Here is a 17,648-nt window from a genome sequence, read left to right on the forward strand (position 1 = left end):
AAGGTCGGACAGGAAAAAGCCGCCCCCGCCGGCGCAAGTGGTCAGTCCGTCCGGCGTTGCGCCAGCCAGGCCTCCAGGCGGTCCAGGCCCCGGCGGATGTTCTCCAGGGAGTTGGCGTAGGAGAAACGGATGTAGCCTTCGCCTCCGGGGCCGAAGTCAACACCCGGCGTGCAGCCCACTCCCGCTCCGCGCAGGACCTCGAAGGCGAAGGCGTAGGAATCGGCGGTGAAGCGGGAGGCGTCGGCCAGCACGTAGAAGGCGCCGGTGGGCTCCGAAGCCACGCCGAAGCCCATCTCCCGCAGCCTGGGGATCATGTAGCGCCGCCGCTCGTCGTAGACCGCGCGCATGCGCTCCACGTCGTCCGCGCACTCGGTCAGGGCGGCCAGTCCGGCCCACTGGGCCACGGAACCGGCGCAGATGAAGAGGTTGGCCGCGGTCTTGCGCAGGCAGTCCATGTACTCCTCCGGGGCGATCAGCCAACCAAGCCGCCAGCCGGTCATGGCGTAGAGCTTGGAGAAGCCGTTGAGCACAAAGGCGTTGCCGGTGAACTCCAGGATGGTGTGGTCCGGCTCCACGTAGCTCAGGCCGTGGTAGATCTCATCGGAAATGACCGGCGGGCCCAATTCGGCGATGCCCCGCATGCGCTCGGACGAGAGGATGGTGCCGGTGGGGTTGGCCGGGGAGTTGATCATCACCGCGCGGGTGCGGTCGGTGATGGCCGCGCGGATGTCCTCGGGCCGATACTGGAAGCCGTCCTCCTCCCGCACCGGCACGAAGCGTGCCCGGCCCTCGGCGTGGCGCACGAAGTTGGCGTAGCAGGCGTAGCAGGGGTCGGAAAGGATGACCTCGTCCCCGGCTTCCAGCAGAATGGAGAAAAGCAGGAGCATGGCCGGAGAGGTACCTGATGTGACCAGTATGCGGGCCGGGTCCACGACGGCGCCGTAACGCTCCAGGTAGGTGTCGGCGATGGCCCGGCGCAATTCGGGAATTCCCTGGGAGTGGGTGTAGTGGGTGTGGCCGTCGTCCATGGCCCGGATCGCGGCCCGCTTGACCGGTTCCGGTGCGTCGAAGTCCGGCTCGCCGATCTCCAGGTGGACCACCTCCTCGCCCCGGGCCTCCATCTCCTTGGCGGCCTCCAGGACGTCCATGACCAGAAACGGCGTCATTTCTTCAGCGCGGCAGGAAATACGCATGGTGCTCTCCGAAAATCCAGACGATGCGAAAACGCCTTTCCTACTCCTGTGGCGGACCGAGGGCAAGCCGTGGCTGTGATGTTCTGGGCACTGTCGAAGGAGGAGAGCGAAGGCCGGAAACCGTTTTGTGGCGGGATGGAATTGACTTCCTGGCCGCCTCGTGTCAGGCAAGCCGCTGTGAGGGGGCTCGCCAACCGGTTGTGTCGCCGGTCGCACGCCCAAAGAAAAAACCTCCCGGCTCGTCGATAGCGCGAACAGCCGCCCGCAGGACGTGAGGGGGGGATGGGGGGTGCGGGCGGCCGCTCGCGCACGGCAAGCCGGGAGGCTGTTCTTCAGAGATCTGCCGGATTGGGTTGGCCGCGAACGTGGTCAACGGCTTGTTCCCCCCTCCGATTTGGGCTACATTATGTACGTACGTGTACTTCTGTGCCCACGCTCGTGATAGACCCTATCACGTCCCGATGTGGTGTCAACAGGAAAAGAGGGGGCAACAGCGATGCAGGTTGAGGGCCTGGGGGATCGCATACGCAGGGTGCTGGACTGCTCGGGCATGACCCGGGTGCAGTTCTGCGCCGCCACCGGGGTGGCCAAGTCCACCCTGGCCAACTATCTCAGCGGCAGACGGTTGCCTGACGCGGCTTTCCTGGCCGCGCTGGGCGGCCGGTTCGACGTCAACGCCAACTGGTTGCTTCTCGGCGAGGGCCCCATGCACCGCAGGGGAGGGGATGCCGCAAGGCTCTCCCTGCCCGGCGGAGGCGAGGTGATCCAGGTGCCGGCCCTGCCCGCCAGGGCCAGCGGGCTGGCCGAGGCCATGCTGACCGGCAGGCCGCCCTTTGAGCTGGCCACGGGGTTCTTCTGCTTCAACTTCCAGTGGCTGTCCTCCCTGGGGCCGGTGGAGGACATGTTCGTGACCGTGGTCTCGGGCGACACCATGGAGCCCCTGCTGCGCTCCGGCGACATGGCCCTGGTGGACGGCTCGCGCCGGGAGCCGGTGTCCGGCAGGCTCTACGCGCTGCTGCTGTCCGGCGCGGTGGTGGTCAAGCGGGTGGACCTGGGCCAGGGCCGCCTCTACCTCTACAGCGAGAACCCCGCCTACCGGCCCATCGAACTCCCGGCCGAGGAGCCGCCCCTTCTGGGGCATGTGGTCTGGGCCGGCAAGTCCTTTCTGCCCTGATCGGAGGGCGGGAGCCGGGGTCCTCCCCGGTTCCCGCCCGCGATCAGCGGATCTTCTTGAGCAGCCAGGCCATGTTGCGGCCCAAATCGCGCATGGTGGCGCGGCCTTCCTCGTCGCCGTTCACGTCGCCCGGCTCCAGGCCGCGCCCCATGTTCCAGTAGCTGGAACCCGGCACCACCATTTCGCCTATGAGGAAGAAGGCGTTCAGGGCCGAGAATACCTGGTAGGCCCCGCAGCGGCGTACGGCCACCACGCCCGCGCCAACCTTGCGCGCGTGCATGTTGCCGTTGGCCTTGGCGGTCATGCCGCCGCGGTCGATGAGGGCTTTGAGCTCGGCCGGGACGTTGGCGAAATAGGTTGGGGAACCCAGCAGGATGCCGTCCGCATCGTCCATGGCCTGGATGAGGTCGTTCATCTCGTCGTCGGTCACGGCGCAGCGACGGTCCTTGTTCTTCCAGCACTTCATGCAGGCGATGCAGCCGGAGAGCTTCTTTCCGGCCAGGTCGATGCGTTCCGTCTCGATGCCCTCGGCCTGGAGTTCGGCCAGCACCATGTCCAGAAGCGCCCGGGTGTTGCCCTTGCGGCGGGCGGAGCCGTTGAAGGCCACGACTTTCATATTCTCTCTCCATTCCGGTTTCAGGCGGCGCGGGTGTCCGCCGGGATGCCCTCCCGGCAGCCCGCGTCGCCGCAATGCGCCTCGTCCAGCCCGGCCAGGGTGGGATCGGCCTCGCCCCTGGCCGCGGCCTTGTAGAGTCCCTCGATGACCTCTTCCACAAATCGGTAGCCGGGGTCGATCCGTTCAGCCTCGTCCCCGTCGCCCTCGGCGCCCATCATGGCCTTGATTACCCCGGAGACGCGCACGCGCCTGGGGTCCACGGTGAGGGCGTATGACACGGGGCCGTCGGATTCCAGGCGGGCCACTATGCCGCTCTTGGACAGGGTTTCCATGACCTCGTTGACGACCTTCACGGGCACGTCCAGCTCCCCGGCCATCCATTCGTTGCCGGGCGGCGGGTCGCCGCGCAGCAGGGCGCGGCCCAGGAACAGGCTGGCCAGCACGGCGATCTTGGCCCGGCCGTGGAAGCTGACCCGCTCGGCCCGCACCTCGGACTCGAAGGTGGCGATGTTTTGCAGCGAGAAGCTTATCTCCGCCCCCACCAGGAGGATAACCCAGGAAAGATAGAGCCACAGCAGGAACAGGGGAAACTGGGAGAAGCTGCCGTAGATGGCGTTGTACTTGGCCACGCCGATCTGGAAGGAGACGAAGGCCCACTGGGCGACCTGCCACAGGGTTCCGGCCACCACGCCGCCGGCCAGGGCGCTCAATGGGTTGACCCGTGTGTTGGGGATGAAGGCGTACAAAAGCCCCAGGGCCAGCCACATAAAGACGTAGGGCATGGCCTTGAGCAGCACGATGTAGAGGTAGTTGAAGGCGGAGTATTCCAGCAGCTTCTGCACCACCGTCTCGTTCTGCAGGCTGACGGTGATGGACAGCCCCATGAGCAGCAAAAGGGGGCAGAGCAGGGTCACGGAGAAGTAGTCGGTGAACTTGCGCCACAGGGAGCGCCCCTTGGCCACGCCCCATATCTGGTTGAAGGCGGCCTCGATTGTGCCCAGCAGGGAGATGACCGAGAGCAGCAGCAGCACGGACCCGGCGTAGCCCAGGGTGTCCACGTCGGTGGTGTTGATGTAGTCCAGGAACTTGTCCACCAGCTCGGTGCGCCCGGCGGTGAACTTGAGCAGGAACTCCCGAACGGCCGAGGCGTTCTGCACGCCCAGGGCCTTGGAGATGGTGAAGGCCACGGCCAGGAAGGGGGCGATGGAGAGGGTTGTGGTGTAGCTCAGGGCGGCCGCCCGCAGCAGGCAGCGGTCGCGCAGGAAGCCGTAGCCCACCAGATAGAGCCAGCGGGTGGCGGCCACCACGCCCCGCTGTCTGGAGGACTCCGCGGAGAAGTCCTCCACCCAGATGTCGCGGGTGAGGAGCCGGATGAGGCGGCTCAGTTTCGACTGTTCGGCCATTATTCCTTCCCGGTTTGCCGATCTTACCGATTTCTAGCCCGATACATGCCCGGACGCAACCAGGATCACGGGAAAAGGCCTTCCAGGAGCCGCCAAGGGAGGGTCAGGGTGTCCTCCACCAGTCCGGTGGCCGTGTCCAGCACCGCCTTGGCCGCGTTGATACGCACCTCGATGTCCTCGAAAGGCCCCTGCACAAGCACGGGAATGGCCGCCAATCGCAGCACCTTGACCCCGAATACCAGCTTCAGCCGTTCCCCGGGCAGATCGATGGAGCCGCCGCCGGTGGCGGTGAAGGAGAGGGGATTGCTCAACTTGAAGTTTTCGGTGGTCAGGACGCCCTCGTCAATGCTGAAGTCCGCCTCGGCCTTCTTGAAGGGGTTGGCCTTGGCCCGGCCGCTGGAGAGCAGCTCGTCCAGCTTGACCGTTTCTTTCTTCTGTTGCGGTTTGTTGAAGGATATCCAGCCGTCGCGAACGGTCAGCGCGGCGGAGCCGTTCAAGTTGGACAGGATTTCGTCGCTGACGGTGCGCGTGGTCAGGTCGCAGACAAGGTCAGTGTCACCGGCCGCCACGGCCACGTCCGGGTCCAGCCCGTGCAAAAACCGGAACAGGTCGCCGCCCTTGACCTCGGCGTGGGCGCGGCCGGTGAGCGGGTCGCCTTCGGCTCGGGCCGCCTGCAGGTTGCCGGTCAGCCGCCCGCCAGAAAGGGTGGCCGAGAGCATGGGCAGGCGCAGTTCGTCGTTGTCAGCCTCAACCTTGGCGCGCACCTCCCCGAACCGCATGTTCCAGACCTTCAGTTCCTCGAAGCGCACGTTCCCCTGCACCCGGGTGGAGCCGAGCCAGGGGAAGAGGTCGCCGCTGATGGGGCGTTCGGGCTCCTCCTCCCCCTCCTTCTCTTCAGGAAGGCGGTAGCGGTCCAGGTCCAGCTCGCCAGCGGCAAGGTCCAGTGAGCCCGTGGATCTGCGGCCGTCGCGGGGCAGGCGCAGGGAGGCGGTAAAGGAGCAGCCGTCCAGCGTTGCATCCAGGTTGCTCACTTCGAGTGAATTGGGCGTCCACGATGCGATGAGTGTTCCTGAGGCGCTGCCCAGGGCATCCGGATCGCGGGTGGGGGGCACGTCGAAGCCCAGCGCGGCCAGGGTTTCCCGCGGGGAGAATTCCGAGGCCGTCAGATCCAGGGAGCCTGCCAGCCCGGAGCCGCCGCGCAGCCCGGCCCGGCCCGTGAGCCGCATCCCCGCGCCTTCGGCCCGCAGGTCGTCCAGAAGGAGCCGTTTGCGGGAGGTGGAGGCGGTGAGCCTGCCGCCCAGCGACAGGGGCACCGCCTCGGTCCCTTCGGGGGATATTTCGCCGGACCAGTCCAGCCGTGATTCGCGCACCTCCAAGCCGGATTCGCCAACCAGCGCGGGCCCCCGCAGGGAGAGCTCGCCCCGGGGCAGCGCTCCTCCGCCGGAGGTGGTCAGCTTGAAGTCATAGCGCGTAACCAGGCCGCGTCCGCCGTCGCGGTCACGGGAAGTGAAGCGCAGGTCGGCGGCGAGGCCGCCCAGATCGCGGGGCTCGTCCGCCCCCATGGCCAGCTTGTCCGAGGACAGGGAGGCCGAGCCACGCAGGGCACGTTCCAGCTCCGTGCCGGACGCCCCGGTTGCCGTGCCGTCGGCCCGCAGGTCCACTCGTCCGGAGAAGGGCGTTTCCAGCCCTGAAAGCCGGGCCAGGGAGGCCGCCAGCAGCCGCTCGCCACGTACCGAGGCCTCCACCCGCAGGTCGCTGGTGCGGCCGCCCTGGCGGGGAAGCCTTGCGGAGGCTTCGGCTGTGAGCCTGCCGCCGTAGAGGTCGCAGGCCAGTTCGGTCACGCGCAGGCCGTCGGCGTCCAGCCGCAGCCTGCCGGAGGTGTTTCCCGCCTTGGTGCGCGGCAGGAGCACGGTGCCCACCTCGGCCGTCAGATCCAGGGAGTGCAGCGGCGGTGTTTTCACCAATTCCAGCAACTCGGCGAAAAAGCCCTGCTCGTCGTCGTCCGGCTGAAACCCCCCGCCCAGGTAGCCGGCCAGATCGAATCGAGGTGCTGTGACGCGGGCGGTTACGTCCGGGTCGCCGAAGTCCCGCAGGTCCATTGTGAAGTCATAGCCCACACCGTCCAGGAACAAGTCCCCCTTGGATACGGAAATGTGTTGCCGACCGCCTGTGAAATCCGCCTGCAGCCGCGCCCTGGTCAGGCTGGGCGGTGTGAGGGGTGCCCGCAGGCCAAGGGTCCACAGCAGGTCGCGCGGGTTGAAGGCGTGCAGCACAAGCTGGCCCGTGAACTTGTCCGGCGTGCCGCGCGCGGCCAGGTCGTGGTTGAGGACGATGCGCATGTCCTCGCCCTCTTGGCCCTCCTCCTGTCCCCTGGCCTCCATGTGGGCGGCCACCAACAACTCGTCCTCCTGCACCGTGGCCTCGAAGCCGCCGCTGAAACGGCCGCGCAGGAAGCTGGCCTTCATGGTGCGGGCGGAGAGTTTGCCCTGGTCCGCCTCGGCCTCCAGGCGCAGATTGCGCGCCTCCACCTCGCCCGCCAGCAGCTTGTCCGCCCGCAGGTCAAGGCGCATGCGCAGGTCGGCCAGTCCCTTGGCCAGGGACAGGCTGGCCTCGTCCGTGCCGCCGGGTGTGCCGCGAGGGATGAAATCCGTGAGGTCGATGAGGGGAGAGGCGAGGGTGATGTGCCAAAGCGGACCGTCCCAGCCCTCGAGTGACACATCCCCCTGGATAAGGCTGTCGTCCAGGCGCAGGACGATATCCCGCAGGCGGGCGCCGTTCGCATCCAGGCTGAAGCCGGAGTCCAGCTCCGCCAGGGGTGTGCCGGTGCGCGGCTTGGCCAGGGCGTCCAGCATGGTCATGTCCAGGGCGTCCAGCAGGTCGCGCGGCTGGTGCAGGTCCAGGTTGGCGCGTCCGTTTACCGCCGGACCGCCGGGACCCAGGGCCAAATCGCCCGAAAGACGCAGCATGGCCCCGTCCGTGACCACTTCAAGCGCTTCCGCCCGCAGTCCCTCGGTCCCCTTGCCTCGCAGCACACCCTCCACCACCAGGTTCAGCGGAGACTCCCGCTCGCCCGAGGGCATCACCTCCACGTCCATGCTCAACCTGGAGCGGTCCATGCGGAAGGTCTTGTTGCGCAGGTCTGCCTCCCCTTGGCCGCGCAGGTTCAGTCTGCCGCTGAGTTCCCGGATGAGGGAGCCGGGACGGGGGGAGGCCCGCAGGCGGGCGGAGAGGAGGTAGTCATCTCCGGAGCCGGTCCCCGCGCGCAGGGAGATGTCGTCCAGTTCGGCCGTGGCGTTGCCCATCCGCAGACCGACGCGGGAGCCGGACACCGAAAGGCGTTCCACCTGGAAGTCCACGTCCCCGCCGCCCGAGCCGGCGGAGGGGGGTGGGGAGGGCAGGTTCCACCGTCCCTCGGCGTTTCGGGCAAGGCTGAGGTCCAGCCCTTCCACGCGGATTTCGGAGATGTCCAGCTTGCGCCGGAGCAGAGGGCGAAGCTCCAGACCGAGGACCGCCTCGCGAACGGTGAGCAGGGGAGAGGTATCGAAACCCTCCGGATTGGCCACGCGCACGCCCCGCAGTTGCACCGAGGGAAGGGGGAGCAGGTCCAGGTCCACTTCCTCCACCGTCAACTCCAGGCCAAGCGCCTCGCGCAGGGCGGACACCGCCCGTCCGCGCACCGCCTCGGCCACCAGGGCTTGGGGAATGAATTCAAGGGCCAGGACGACGACCAGCAGCAGTCCGGCCGCCACCAGGAGTTTTCTGCGTGCGCTTGCCATGTCGCTTGGCACCGTATCACGGAAAGTCGGGGAAGCCGAACATGGAATACGGTTCCGTCAGGGCGCATTCTGATTCCGACTCCCCCGCCGGTTTGGGCGTGGAATGCGCCATGCAGCGTGCGCAAAGTAAGCCTTCACTTTGCAAGGAACCACGATTCCATGCCTTTTTTGATGGCACATGGTTTGCTGAGGGAAGAGAAAGAAGAACAAAGGAGGGTAGCCATGCCCAGACAAGACGGAACAGGACCATTCGGCGATGGACGCCCCGGCAAGGGGCGGGGTCCCTGCGGACGCGGAACAGGCCGTGGACGCGGCCAGGGACGCGGCGGCGGAGCCGGGCGCGGGCAAGGCCCGGCCGGCGGACGCGGGGGACGCGGACAGGGCGGCATGGGACGTCGCGGCACGTTCCAGGGTGAGAACGACTGACATGCGGCTTGCCCTGGCGAGCGGCAAAGGGGGCGTTGGCAAGACCTGCGTCGCCGTGAATCTGGCCCGGGTGCTGGCCGACAGGGGCCTGCGCCCGGTACTGGCGGACTGCGACGTGGAGGAGCCCAACGCCCATCTCTTTTTCGGTCCCGCCGAGTTGAACCGCGCGCGGGATCATTTTGTGCCGGTGCCCGAAATCGACAACGAGGTTTGCCTCGGCGATGCTTGCCGGGCCTGTGTGAACGCCTGCCGTTTCAAGGCGCTGTTGGCCATGGCTGGGGAGATCATGCCCTTTCCGGAACTCTGTCACGGCTGTGGTCTGTGCGGAATTGTCTGCCCCGTGGGCGCGGTGGGTAGCTCCAGCCGGCACATCGGCCACACCGCCGAGTTGGAGTCCGAAGGAGTGCGACTGGTGAGCGGCGAGATGCGCATCGGCGAGGCCATGGCCCCCCCGCTGATTCGCGAGGTCAAGGCCAGGGCCCTGGAGGCCGCCGACGAGGACGGCCTGCTGCTGTACGACTGCCCGCCCGGCGGCTCCTGCCCGGCCGTGACCAGCCTGGACGGCGCCGATTTCGTGTTGCTGGTGGCCGAGCCCACGCCTTTCGGGGTGCACGACCTGGGGCTGGCCGTCGATCTTTTGCACCACCTGGAACTGCCCGGAGCCGTGGTCTGCAACCGCGCGGACATGGGCGACCCGGAGCGCGTGCGGCGCTTCTGCCGCGAACGCGGATTGCCGTTGTTGGCGGAGCTGCCCGCCACCGCCCGCGCCGCGGAAGTCTGCGCCGACGGACGGCTGCTGGCCAGGGAAATCCCCGATTTTTCCGAACGCTTCGATGATCTGGCCTCGGCCGTACTGCACAGCATGGAGGGCGCGGCATGAAGACGCTTGTGGTGCTCTCCGGCAAGGGCGGAGCGGGCAAGACTTCGGTCACGGCGGCCCTGGCGGCGGCCGCGGCCAGGGACCTGTCCGGCGGCGTGGTGCTGGCGGACTGCGATGTGGACGCGGCCGACCTGCACCTGGTGACGGCGCCCGAGGTGCGGCGCGAGGAAGTCTTCATCCAGGGCGAACTGGCCTCCATCGACCCGGACCTGTGCACGCAATGCGGCGAATGCTTGGAACACTGCCGCTTCCACGCCGTGACGGAGGACTTCTCCATCCGCGAGGAGCACTGCGAGGGGTGCGGGGTCTGTGAGGCCGTCTGCCCATCCGGGGCGGTGCGCATGGAGCCAAGGCGGTGCGGCCGGTGGTTCGTCTCCGATACCCGTTTCGGCCCCATGGTGCACGCGGCCCTGGACATCGGCGCGGAAAACTCGGGCAAGCTGGTGACCACCGTGCGCAAGCAGGCTGACCGGCTGGCCGAGGAGAGCGGCGCGGACCTGGTGCTGGTGGACGGCTCCCCTGGCATCGGCTGCCCGGTCATCGCCTCCCTCACCGGGGCCTCGGCGGTGCTGCTCGTGACCGAGCCGGGCGTGGCCGCCCTGCACGACCTGCGCCGCGTCATGGACCTGGCCGACCACTTCCGCATCCCCGCTCTGGCGGTCTGCAACAAGGCGGGCCAGTCCCCGGCCAGGGAGGCCGAGACCGAGGCCTACGCCGAGGAGCGGGGTCTGCTCGTGGCCGGGCGGCTGCCCAACGACGCGGGGTTCGTGCGGGCCCAGGAGCGCGGCCTGAGTGTGGTGGAGTACGACCCGGAAGGGCTTGGAGCCGAATTGGACGAAATATGGCGCAACGTGACCAGCCAACTGCAACTGCGAGGAGTCAAGCAATGCGGATAGCCATTCCGACCGCCGAGGGGGTGCTGTGCGCCCACTTCGGCCACTGCAGGGAGTTCGCCCTCATGGACGTGGACCCCGAGGCCAAAACCGTGGCCTCCTGCACGTTCGAAACCCCGCCGCCCCACGAGCCCGGCGTGCTGCCGGCCTGGCTGGCGGATAAGGGCGTGGAGGTGGTCATCGCGGGCGGCATGGGCCAACGCGCCCGCGACCTGCTGGACCAACGGGGGGTCAAGACCGTCGTCGGCGCCCAGGGCGGCAAGCCCGAGGAAGTGGCCGCCTCCTGGCTGGGCGGTACCCTGGAGGTGGGCGCAAACCTTTGTGATCACTGATTGTTCTCCGTCAGGGAGAAGCCGGTCCATCTCCGTCACAGGGCGGGACCCGATATGCGGGTCCCGCCCAACTTTTTTCGTGTGTCAGGCGACTTGGTGACGGCGTACGAAACGGCGGTCGATGCGGTCCTTGAGCCACCAGGAGGCTTTTGATCTGGTGACGATGCCGCGTTTTCTGAAGAGAGCCGTGCCGTCGCCGAGGTTGAAGAGGAGCAGGTAGTCAGGGTCGCCCGGGTCGAAGGGAGCGGGCTCGCGACCGTCCAGAGCGGCCAGAAGGTTGTCCGCCAGAAGTCCGCCCTGCCGCACGGCGTAGACTCCCACCTTGTCCAGCGGCGCCGGGCCGAAGTCTATGCAGTCGCCACCGCCGAAAATTTCCGGGTGCTCCGGGCAGCGCAGGAAGCGGTCGGTGAGCAGGCCCCCGCTGGGGCCGGCGGGCAGCCCGGACTCGGCCATCAGCCCTGAAGGGAGGATGCCAGGGGCGGCCACGGCAAGCTGGAAGGGCAGGCGGCGGCCGTCGTCCAGCATGCCCGTGCCCGGTTCCAAATATTCCAGCCGGTTGTCCTCCAGCACCGTGACTCCGGAATCCGCCAAGGCCTCGCGGCACAGGCGGCGGACCCGCTCCTGGAAACCGTGCAGCAACCTGTGTCCGGCCACAAGAGTGACCGCGACGCGGCCGGGAAAGCGGCGTCCCAGCCGGGCCAGGTTGCCAGCCACCTCCACCCCGGCGGGGCCGCCGCCGAAGATCGCCAGGTTGCACTGGCCGCGCCGCAGCAGCCGCAGGGCCCGCAATCGCGCGCGGGCCAGATTGGCCACCGGCTTGACCGGAAAGCAGTCCGGCCCGCCGTCGCCGGGCAGGGGGCGGGCTCCGCTGCCCAGGTTCAGGGAAAGGACGTCATAGGAGATGGTGGAGCCGTCATCCAGTTCCAAAAGCCGCTCGCCGGGCCGGATGCGCACAACCGAGGCGCGGCGGAATACACCTCCTCCGCGTTCGGCCAGTTTGGCCACATGGAAGGCGGCCTCGCGAGGGCGGTAGTACCCACCCAGGATTCCCGGGCCCATGCCGGAGTAGCAGTGGACCCGGGCCGGGCTGACCAACGTGACCCGGTGGCCGCGCCCGGTGACTTTCCCCAGCCGCTTGAGGGCGGCCAGGTGGGCGTGTCCGCCGCCCGCCAGCACCAACCGGGCCACGAAAGGCTCAGCAGGTGGCCAGCTGCTCCATCTCGTGGGTGGAGAGCAGCTTGTTCAGGTCCAGCAGGATGAGCAGTCTGTCCTCCAGCTTGCCCACGCCGTTGATGTACTCGGACTCGATGCCGGCCACCACGGGCGGGGGCGGCTCGATGGTGTCCGAGGGGATGCGCAGCACCTCGGACACGGAGTCCACGATAAAGCCCACGATCATGTTGCAGATGTCCACAACCACGCACCGGGTGTTCTTGTCGTGGTCCTTGCCTGGCATGCCGAATCGCTTGCGCAGGTCGATGACCGGGATGACCTTGCCGCGCAGGTTGATGACCCCCTCCACGAAATCCGGGGCCTTGGGCACCCTGGTGATGTCCACCATGCGGATGATTTCCTGCACCTTGAGGATGTCGATGCCGAACTCCTCATCGCCGATGGAGAAGGTGACCAGCTGGCGGATCTGCTGCCCGCCCCTGCCTTCCTCGTCGGTGTTGATGAGGTTCACGAGTTCGGAGTCGCTGTCGAGATTGGACATTGCTCTGGCTCCGTTGGCTGTGTTTCGCCCGTCGCGGTCCGCCCCCCACGGCGGCCCGTCAACTCGGACGGCATGGTGGGATGCTACCTGGAAAGGGCCTGGATGAACAGGCGTTCGAAGTGGATTATCACGAGCTGGCGCGGGGCCCGGCCTTGGGGAGTCAGCGGTTCGGGGCGATGTCTTGGCACATGAGAAGGAGAAGGCCACGCCCGGCGGGGTTGACTTCCCCGTCTGTGCGCGAGGCGGGCTGAGCCTGTCCGACTTCCCTCACCACGCGGGTTTCTCCGCCGCCGCTGATGACGGGGTCCTTGTCGAACAGCCGGGGACCGGCGAGAAACAGGGCCGCGAAGAGCAGCACAAGGATAAGGCGATGCATTGCTTCTCCAAGAAAGAAGGCTATTCTTTCCCGGATACGCAATGCAGGGGAACGTGGCAAGCGTTATGACGAAAAAACGTACTATCAGGCCGCCTGGTCGATGAGACCCAATTTGCGAAGTTCCCCCAAAAGGACGTTCTCATCGATGGGCTTGACCAGGTAGGACGTGGCGCCACCCAGGAAGAAGGCGTTGTGCGTGTCCACGTTGTCTTCCAGCACGGTGGTGATGATGACCTTCACGCCGTCGTTCTCGGCCACGCCCATGTCCTGCTCGATGTCGCGTATTTCACGCAGGGCGTTGTGTCCGTCTATTTCCGGCATGACCAGGTCCATGCAGATCAGGTCGTAGGGTTTGCCTTCGCTGAGGGCGCGTCGGAAGGCGTAGATGGCTTCGTCTCCGTTCACCGCCACGTCGCAGTATCCATACGGGTGCAGGATTTCCTGCAGGTAGCTGCGGCAGTAGAAGTCATCGTCGACGATCAGGGCGCGCATGCGGGGGAACCTCCGATTCCGGAACGCGGAGTGAATTATCCACAGTGTTTCGCTATTTTTCCACAAGCAATGCAATGGTACCTCCGCCCATACCCTTTGTCAAAAGCTACATTCGGGGGATAAACTGGGTAGAATACCGGACCGGGGAGAGTATGACAAGCGTGTTCAGCGCTTGATGACGCTCGTGGACAGGCCACGGCAATGACACGATTCGTCCCTGGGCAGGGTCCGGCGCAGGCAATCCACCACGCCCCGCCGCAGGACAACCCAGAACCCGCCGCGATACTGGCAGACGGCGCCTCCTTGGGAGAAGGACGTCCGGGGCTGCCCCAGCAGGCGCTCTAGTTCGTCGGCGGGCATGCCCGGCTCCGCCAGCCGAGTGAGGCGGACGGATTCATTTTCAGCCTCGGACCGCGTCCTTTTCGTGGCGCGCCGTTCGGCGGCTTGGGATTCGGGCTTCTTCCATGCGGATTGGCCAAGCCGTTGGCTGGCCAGGGTTTCCAACTCCCCTGCGTAGGTGGGGTCGGCCGCCGCCCGCGCCACGCCACTGGCCAGCCGCATGGCCTCCACATCCGCCCGGACCCGGCAGACCAGCACCGGGAGGCCGTCGGCGGTTTCCAGCGAGCGCCCCGCCTCTTCCATGCGCAGCAGGGCGGCGGCGTAGGTGCGCACCTCGTCCGGGGTGATGGTCAGTTCGTCGAACTGCGCTTCGGCCGCGAGAAGATTCCCGGCTCGCTGGGCGAGCTTGCTCCTGGCCCCGTTGGCGCAGAGGCGGCGCGCTTCGGCCAGGGTCTGCCGCTCTCCCAGGGTGTGGCGATGGCTGGCGCGAAGCGTGCTTCCGTTCTCCGCCCGCGCCACGGGAGCGTGGCAGAGCACGGCGGCCGCAAGGAAAAGGAGGGCGAAGCGGAGTGCGGGCATGGTTTGCTGCCGGGAAGGTTTCCGGCCCCGCGGGCCTGTGCCTAGAGGGATACCTTGGTTTTCTGGGTGACGCCGAAGATGGACAAGTCGGGGCGCCCACGCTCCCCGGCCATTTGGCGGCAGTAGCGCACCATGGCATCGATGCCCTGGTCGTCGCGGTCCTGGTTGTGGTGGAAGAGGCCGAAGGCCTTCACTTCCGCGCGCAGGGCGATGTCCAGGGCGTCGGTGTAGAGGGCGTGTCCCCAGCCCCGGGTCAGGTGATAATCCTCGGGGGTGTATTCGGCGTCGTGCACCAAGAGGTCCGCGCCCCGGGCGAACTTCACGTAGTCCTCCACCGCCAGGCCGCCGCGATGGTCAACATGGGGCTCGTTGTCCGTGAGAAAGACGAATCGTTTGCCGTCCTCTTCGAAGCGGAATCCCAGCCCCATGTTGGGGTGGCTGATGGGGATGGTGGCCACCTCCATGGTGTCGATGGCCAGCCGCGAGGCGCAGATGCCCTGGTATTCGATGGAAGCCTTGATTTCCTCGTAGGGCACCGGGAAGTAGGGCGGCAGCATGGTCCTGGCCAGGAGCTTCTCCATGTTGCCCTGGGCCAGGGGGCAGCCGTGAATGCGGATGCGGCTGGTTTCGGAATAAATGGGCTTGAAGAAGGGAAAGCCCAGTACATGGTCCCAGTGGGAGTGGGTGAAAAGGAGGGTGAGGTCGCGGCGGCCCTCGGCCAGCAGGCTGTTGCCCAGCCCGCGGATGCCCGTGCCCGCGTCCACCACGACGATGTCGTCGTTGCGGGTGCGAATTTCCAGGCAGGTGGTGTCGCCGCCGTATGTGGCGAACTCCCGCCCGGAGACTGGAATGGAACCTCGGGCGCCCCAGAATCGGATGAGCATGCCGGATCAGCCCCTTCTGGTTGCGTCCGCTTTATGCGGACAATTCTGGGCACGTAGCCGATCCGGCAAATGAAAACAAGGCATGGGCGGCGGAAGCGCTCCGCCGCCCATGCCTTGGGTGGGTCGTTCAGGAACGGGCTATTCGCCCTTGACGTGGCACTGGCCGCAGGCCACCGGCCCCTTGCCCTGCTGCTCGTGGCAGCCGGCGCACTGGACGTGGTAGGCCTCGCGCAGCGGCACGGAGTTGGTCTCGTCTCCCCCGAGGGAGTGGCAGTCGGAACAGGCCATGCCGATGCTGTCGGCCCCTTCCACCTTCTGCCCGTCCTCGTAGTAATGGTGGCAGACGGTGCAGTCGGGGATCTCGCCCATGTGCAGGTCGTGGTCGAACTTGGAAGCGGGCATCTGGGACTCTTCGAAGGCCTCGGCCTCGTACTCCAGCATGCGCTCCTGCGCCACGGCCGCGGCCGCGAAGAGCAACGCGCAGGCCAGCACGGCCAGAACGAGGGCGCCACGGCCTTTGGGATGATGTCTGCTCATCTCTTTCTCCTTAGCCTTCCTCGATGGCCCTGGTCTTTTGCATGTGCTCGTAAATGATGTCGCCCAGGAACATGAGCTTCATGTCCAGCTTGTAGTGGTGGATGATGTCTTCAAGCCCGCCGTGGCAGTTGTGGCAGGGGGCGATGACGATCTTGGCTCCGGTCGCCCGCAGCTGTTCGGCCTTGACCGAGTTGCCCTCGATGCGGGTCTTCTTGAACGGAGGCCCGCAGTTGATGACGCCGCCGCCCGCGCAGCAGCAGATGTTGTGCTCGCGGTTGGGGGTCATTTCCACGAAGTTGGGGCAGAAGGCCTTGGCCACTTCGCGGCCCTTTTCCTCCAGCCCGCGCCCGCGGACGATGTTGCAGGGGTCGTGGAAGGTGACCAGATCTTCGATCTGGCTGCCGACCTTGATGCGGCCGGAGGTGAGCATCTCCCAGTAAAACTGCACGCCGTGGACCATTTCGATGGGGGTGTCCCGCCAGGCCAGCCAGCGGTTGCCCACGTCGTACACCGAGCGGAAGGCGTGGCCGCACTCGCCCATGACGATGCGCTTGACGCGCAGCCGGTGGGCGGTCTCGTAGTGCATGCGCTTCAGCCGGCCCATGGTTTCGTTGTCGCCGGTGAACATGGCCATGTCCGAGTTGTCCCAGCCGGGTGTGGCGGGCATGGTCCAGTCCACGCGGGCCTCGTGCATGATGGCCGCGGCCTGGTAGATCAGGTGCGTGCGGAACTTGGGCTCGGGCGCGATGACCGAGTACATCATCTCCGCGCCTTCCTTCTCGACGGGAATGCGCATCTCGGGGAACTCGTCCCTGGCTTCCTCTTCCTGCCAGAAGAGGGAGTCGATCCACTCGTCGTCCTTGACCCACATCTGGTTGCCGGTGGCGGAGTGGGAGTGGCAGGTGTCCTGGATGTACTGCGGGGTCAGGCCCAGCTTATGGCCCAAGCGGCGGACGATGGTCATCATGTAGGCCACGTCGATGCCGATGGGGCAGTAGTGCATGCAGCGGCGGCAGAGGTTGCACTCCGTGTGGGCGATCTGCACCGCGTTGCGCATGAACTCGGGGGAGACCTTGCCCTTGCGCTTGACGATCTCCCATATGGTCTGGCTCATCTTGCCCACGGGCGAGTAGGAGGGGTCGCCGTCGTGGGAGAGGCAGTAGTGGCAGGCGTCGGCGCAGAGGCCGCAGTGGACGCAGGTGTCCATGTAGGCCTCGAAGCGCGCCGAGGTCTCGTTGTCCAGAACCTGCTTGACCACCTGCTGGATTTTCTTTTCGTCGAGCTTGGCGGCGCCGCCGTCGAGCCCGATGTCCTCGATCTTGCGGAAGTCCTTGGTCAGGGTGGGTACCTTGTGCATTGTGGCGCTCCGCTTAGTAGTCGCGCGTCTTGCGCACCGCGCCGAATTCAGAGCCGATGTAGCCCCGGGTGAGGGGGTACAGCAGCATGTGCTTGACGCGGGTGAAGGGGATCATGATCAGGAAGGCCTCGCCGAACAGCACGTGCAGATTCAGCCAGGCCATGTACGGGCCCCACTGCTGCCCGGCCAGGAAGCCGAACAGGAAGGTGCCGGTGACGATGGCCAGGATGAGCCAGTCCTCGCCGCGGGTGACGAAGGCCACCTGCTTGTCGAAGATGCGGCGGTAGGCGAAGTAGCCGCAGCCGGCCAGGGTGAGGACGGCCAGCACGTCGGCCAGGCCCTCGGGCAGCGTGATCCAGGTCACGCCCATGTACTGCTCCCACAGGACCACGTGGGCCAGCAGGAAGATGGGAATGAGGATCACGCCCAGGTGGAATACGGTGGTGAACACCGTCAGCACCGGCTTGGTGCGCCAGCGCATGGTGTTGAAGGGAATGGTCCAGTGAACGAGGGACCGCAGGGCGTATTTCCAGCTCCAGTACTTGAATACGAAGGGGTCGGAGGAGCGGGCCTTGCTGATCCACATGGCCACCTTGGCCACGCTGCCGCACACGAAGACCAGCAGGGCGATCCACAACAGCGGGCCGGTGAGGAAGTCGTAAATGGCGTTCATGGTT

Annotated in this window: 17 protein-coding genes; 4 read left to right on the top strand and 13 right to left on the bottom strand. The window is 66.7% G+C overall.

The window, feature by feature from the left end; all coding sequences use genetic code 11:
• Nucleotides 1–41: 41 nt before the first annotated feature.
• A complete protein-coding gene (locus tag N911_RS0113920; RefSeq protein ID WP_029898187.1) occupies nt 42–1,193 on the bottom strand; it encodes a pyridoxal phosphate-dependent aminotransferase in 1,152 nt (383 codons plus the stop codon).
• Between the two features lie 496 nt (nt 1,194–1,689).
• Between N911_RS0113920 and N911_RS0113930 the strand changes: the two genes are divergently transcribed.
• Entirely contained in the window at nt 1,690–2,367 is a 678-nt protein-coding gene (locus tag N911_RS0113930) for an XRE family transcriptional regulator (protein WP_029898189.1), read from the top strand.
• Between the two features lie 43 nt (nt 2,368–2,410).
• On the opposite strand, the gene N911_RS0113935 is transcribed toward N911_RS0113930, so the two are convergent.
• The 3 genes from N911_RS0113935 to N911_RS0113945 form a co-directional block, all read right to left on the bottom strand.
• A complete protein-coding gene (locus N911_RS0113935; protein ID WP_029898192.1) occupies nt 2,411–2,983 on the bottom strand; it encodes a flavodoxin family protein in 573 nt (190 codons plus the stop codon).
• 20 nt (nt 2,984–3,003) lie between these two features.
• Nucleotides 3,004–4,386, bottom strand: a complete 1,383-nt coding sequence (locus N911_RS0113940) for a YihY/virulence factor BrkB family protein (protein ID WP_051694440.1) — start codon at nt 4,384–4,386, stop codon at nt 3,004–3,006.
• A gap of 65 nt (nt 4,387–4,451) precedes the next feature.
• Nucleotides 4,452–8,162, bottom strand: a complete 3,711-nt coding sequence (locus N911_RS0113945) for an AsmA family protein (RefSeq protein ID WP_029898195.1) — start codon at nt 8,160–8,162, stop codon at nt 4,452–4,454.
• Between the two features lie 256 nt (nt 8,163–8,418).
• On the opposite strand from N911_RS0113945, the gene N911_RS0113950 reads away from it, so the two are divergent.
• From N911_RS0113950 to N911_RS0113960, 3 genes are read left to right on the top strand one after another with little or no spacing between them, the layout of a single operon-like run.
• Nucleotides 8,419–9,468: a nucleotide-binding protein gene (locus N911_RS0113950; RefSeq protein WP_237559981.1), complete on the top strand. Its 1,050-nt coding sequence runs from the start codon at nt 8,419–8,421 to the stop codon at nt 9,466–9,468.
• Nucleotides 9,465–10,364 (top strand): ATP-binding protein, encoded by a 900-nt coding sequence (locus tag N911_RS0113955; RefSeq protein WP_029898199.1) that lies wholly within the window; start codon nt 9,465–9,467, stop codon nt 10,362–10,364. Before N911_RS0113950 ends, N911_RS0113955 begins: the two co-directional genes overlap by 4 nt.
• A complete protein-coding gene (locus N911_RS0113960; protein ID WP_029898201.1) occupies nt 10,355–10,693 on the top strand; it encodes a NifB/NifX family molybdenum-iron cluster-binding protein in 339 nt (112 codons plus the stop codon). Before N911_RS0113955 ends, N911_RS0113960 begins: the two co-directional genes overlap by 10 nt.
• Before the next feature lie 84 nt (nt 10,694–10,777).
• Here the strand turns inward: N911_RS0113960 and N911_RS0113965 are convergent, their stop codons facing one another.
• From N911_RS0113965 to tmcC, 9 genes are all read right to left on the bottom strand, one after another.
• The gene (locus tag N911_RS0113965) at nt 10,778–11,881 is read right to left on the bottom strand and encodes an NAD(P)/FAD-dependent oxidoreductase (RefSeq protein ID WP_029898203.1); all 1,104 of its coding nucleotides are present in this window, start codon (nt 11,879–11,881) and stop codon (nt 10,778–10,780) included.
• Nucleotides 11,882–11,888: 7 nt separating this feature from the next.
• Complete coding sequence (locus tag N911_RS0113970; RefSeq protein ID WP_081859263.1) at nt 11,889–12,407, bottom strand: chemotaxis protein CheW; 519 nt, start codon at nt 12,405–12,407, stop codon at nt 11,889–11,891.
• A 160-nt stretch (nt 12,408–12,567) separates the two neighbouring features.
• On the bottom strand, nt 12,568–12,783 hold the full coding sequence (locus tag N911_RS0113975) for a hypothetical protein (RefSeq protein WP_029898207.1): 216 nt from the start codon (nt 12,781–12,783) through the stop codon (nt 12,568–12,570).
• 84 nt (nt 12,784–12,867) lie between these two features.
• Nucleotides 12,868–13,275, bottom strand: a complete 408-nt coding sequence (locus N911_RS0113980) for a response regulator (RefSeq protein WP_029898209.1) — start codon at nt 13,273–13,275, stop codon at nt 12,868–12,870.
• A 165-nt stretch (nt 13,276–13,440) separates the two neighbouring features.
• Nucleotides 13,441–14,193 (bottom strand): hypothetical protein, encoded by a 753-nt coding sequence (locus N911_RS0113985; protein WP_029898210.1) that lies wholly within the window; start codon nt 14,191–14,193, stop codon nt 13,441–13,443.
• Between the two features lie 41 nt (nt 14,194–14,234).
• Complete coding sequence (locus tag N911_RS0113990) at nt 14,235–15,077, bottom strand: MBL fold metallo-hydrolase (protein WP_029898212.1); 843 nt, start codon at nt 15,075–15,077, stop codon at nt 14,235–14,237.
• A 138-nt stretch (nt 15,078–15,215) separates the two neighbouring features.
• Complete coding sequence (gene tmcA, locus N911_RS0113995) at nt 15,216–15,614, bottom strand: acidic tetraheme cytochrome c3 TmcA (RefSeq protein ID WP_029898214.1); 399 nt, start codon at nt 15,612–15,614, stop codon at nt 15,216–15,218.
• A gap of 10 nt (nt 15,615–15,624) precedes the next feature.
• The gene (gene tmcB, locus N911_RS0114000; RefSeq protein ID WP_029898216.1) at nt 15,625–16,971 is read right to left on the bottom strand and encodes an electron transfer complex ferredoxin TmcB; all 1,347 of its coding nucleotides are present in this window, start codon (nt 16,969–16,971) and stop codon (nt 15,625–15,627) included.
• A 13-nt stretch (nt 16,972–16,984) separates the two neighbouring features.
• Entirely contained in the window at nt 16,985–17,644 is a 660-nt protein-coding gene (tmcC, locus tag N911_RS0114005) for a TmcC family electron transfer complex membrane anchor subunit (RefSeq protein ID WP_029898218.1), read from the bottom strand.
• Nucleotides 17,645–17,648: the final 4 nt, after the last annotated feature.

The sequence above is a fragment of the Desulfohalovibrio reitneri genome, from assembly GCF_000711295.1.
Classification (GTDB): Bacteria; Desulfobacterota; Desulfovibrionia; order Desulfovibrionales; family Desulfovibrionaceae; genus Desulfohalovibrio; species Desulfohalovibrio reitneri.

Coding starts and splice junctions, on each gene's coding strand:
- N911_RS0113945 (WP_029898195.1), bottom strand. CDS start 8,162: ATGGCAAGCGCACGCAGAAAACTCCTGGTGGCGGCCGGACTGCTGCTG.
- N911_RS0113930 (WP_029898189.1), top strand. CDS start 1,690: ATGCAGGTTGAGGGCCTGGGGGATCGCATACGCAGGGTGCTGGACTGC.
- N911_RS0113985 (WP_029898210.1), bottom strand. CDS start 14,193: ATGCCCGCACTCCGCTTCGCCCTCCTTTTCCTTGCGGCCGCCGTGCTC.
- N911_RS0113970 (WP_081859263.1), bottom strand. CDS start 12,407: ATGTCCAATCTCGACAGCGACTCCGAACTCGTGAACCTCATCAACACC.
- tmcA (WP_029898214.1), bottom strand. CDS start 15,614: ATGAGCAGACATCATCCCAAAGGCCGTGGCGCCCTCGTTCTGGCCGTG.
- N911_RS0113960 (WP_029898201.1), top strand. CDS start 10,355: ATGCGGATAGCCATTCCGACCGCCGAGGGGGTGCTGTGCGCCCACTTC.
- N911_RS0113975 (WP_029898207.1), bottom strand. CDS start 12,783: ATGCATCGCCTTATCCTTGTGCTGCTCTTCGCGGCCCTGTTTCTCGCC.
- N911_RS0113920 (WP_029898187.1), bottom strand. CDS start 1,193: ATGCGTATTTCCTGCCGCGCTGAAGAAATGACGCCGTTTCTGGTCATG.
- N911_RS0113980 (WP_029898209.1), bottom strand. CDS start 13,275: ATGCGCGCCCTGATCGTCGACGATGACTTCTACTGCCGCAGCTACCTG.
- N911_RS0113950 (WP_237559981.1), top strand. CDS start 8,419: ATGGACGCCCCGGCAAGGGGCGGGGTCCCTGCGGACGCGGAACAGGCC.
- N911_RS0113935 (WP_029898192.1), bottom strand. CDS start 2,983: ATGAAAGTCGTGGCCTTCAACGGCTCCGCCCGCCGCAAGGGCAACACC.
- N911_RS0113990 (WP_029898212.1), bottom strand. CDS start 15,077: ATGCTCATCCGATTCTGGGGCGCCCGAGGTTCCATTCCAGTCTCCGGG.
- tmcB (WP_029898216.1), bottom strand. CDS start 16,971: ATGCACAAGGTACCCACCCTGACCAAGGACTTCCGCAAGATCGAGGAC.
- N911_RS0113955 (WP_029898199.1), top strand. CDS start 9,465: ATGAAGACGCTTGTGGTGCTCTCCGGCAAGGGCGGAGCGGGCAAGACT.
- N911_RS0113940 (WP_051694440.1), bottom strand. CDS start 4,386: ATGGCCGAACAGTCGAAACTGAGCCGCCTCATCCGGCTCCTCACCCGC.
- tmcC (WP_029898218.1), bottom strand. CDS start 17,644: ATGAACGCCATTTACGACTTCCTCACCGGCCCGCTGTTGTGGATCGCC.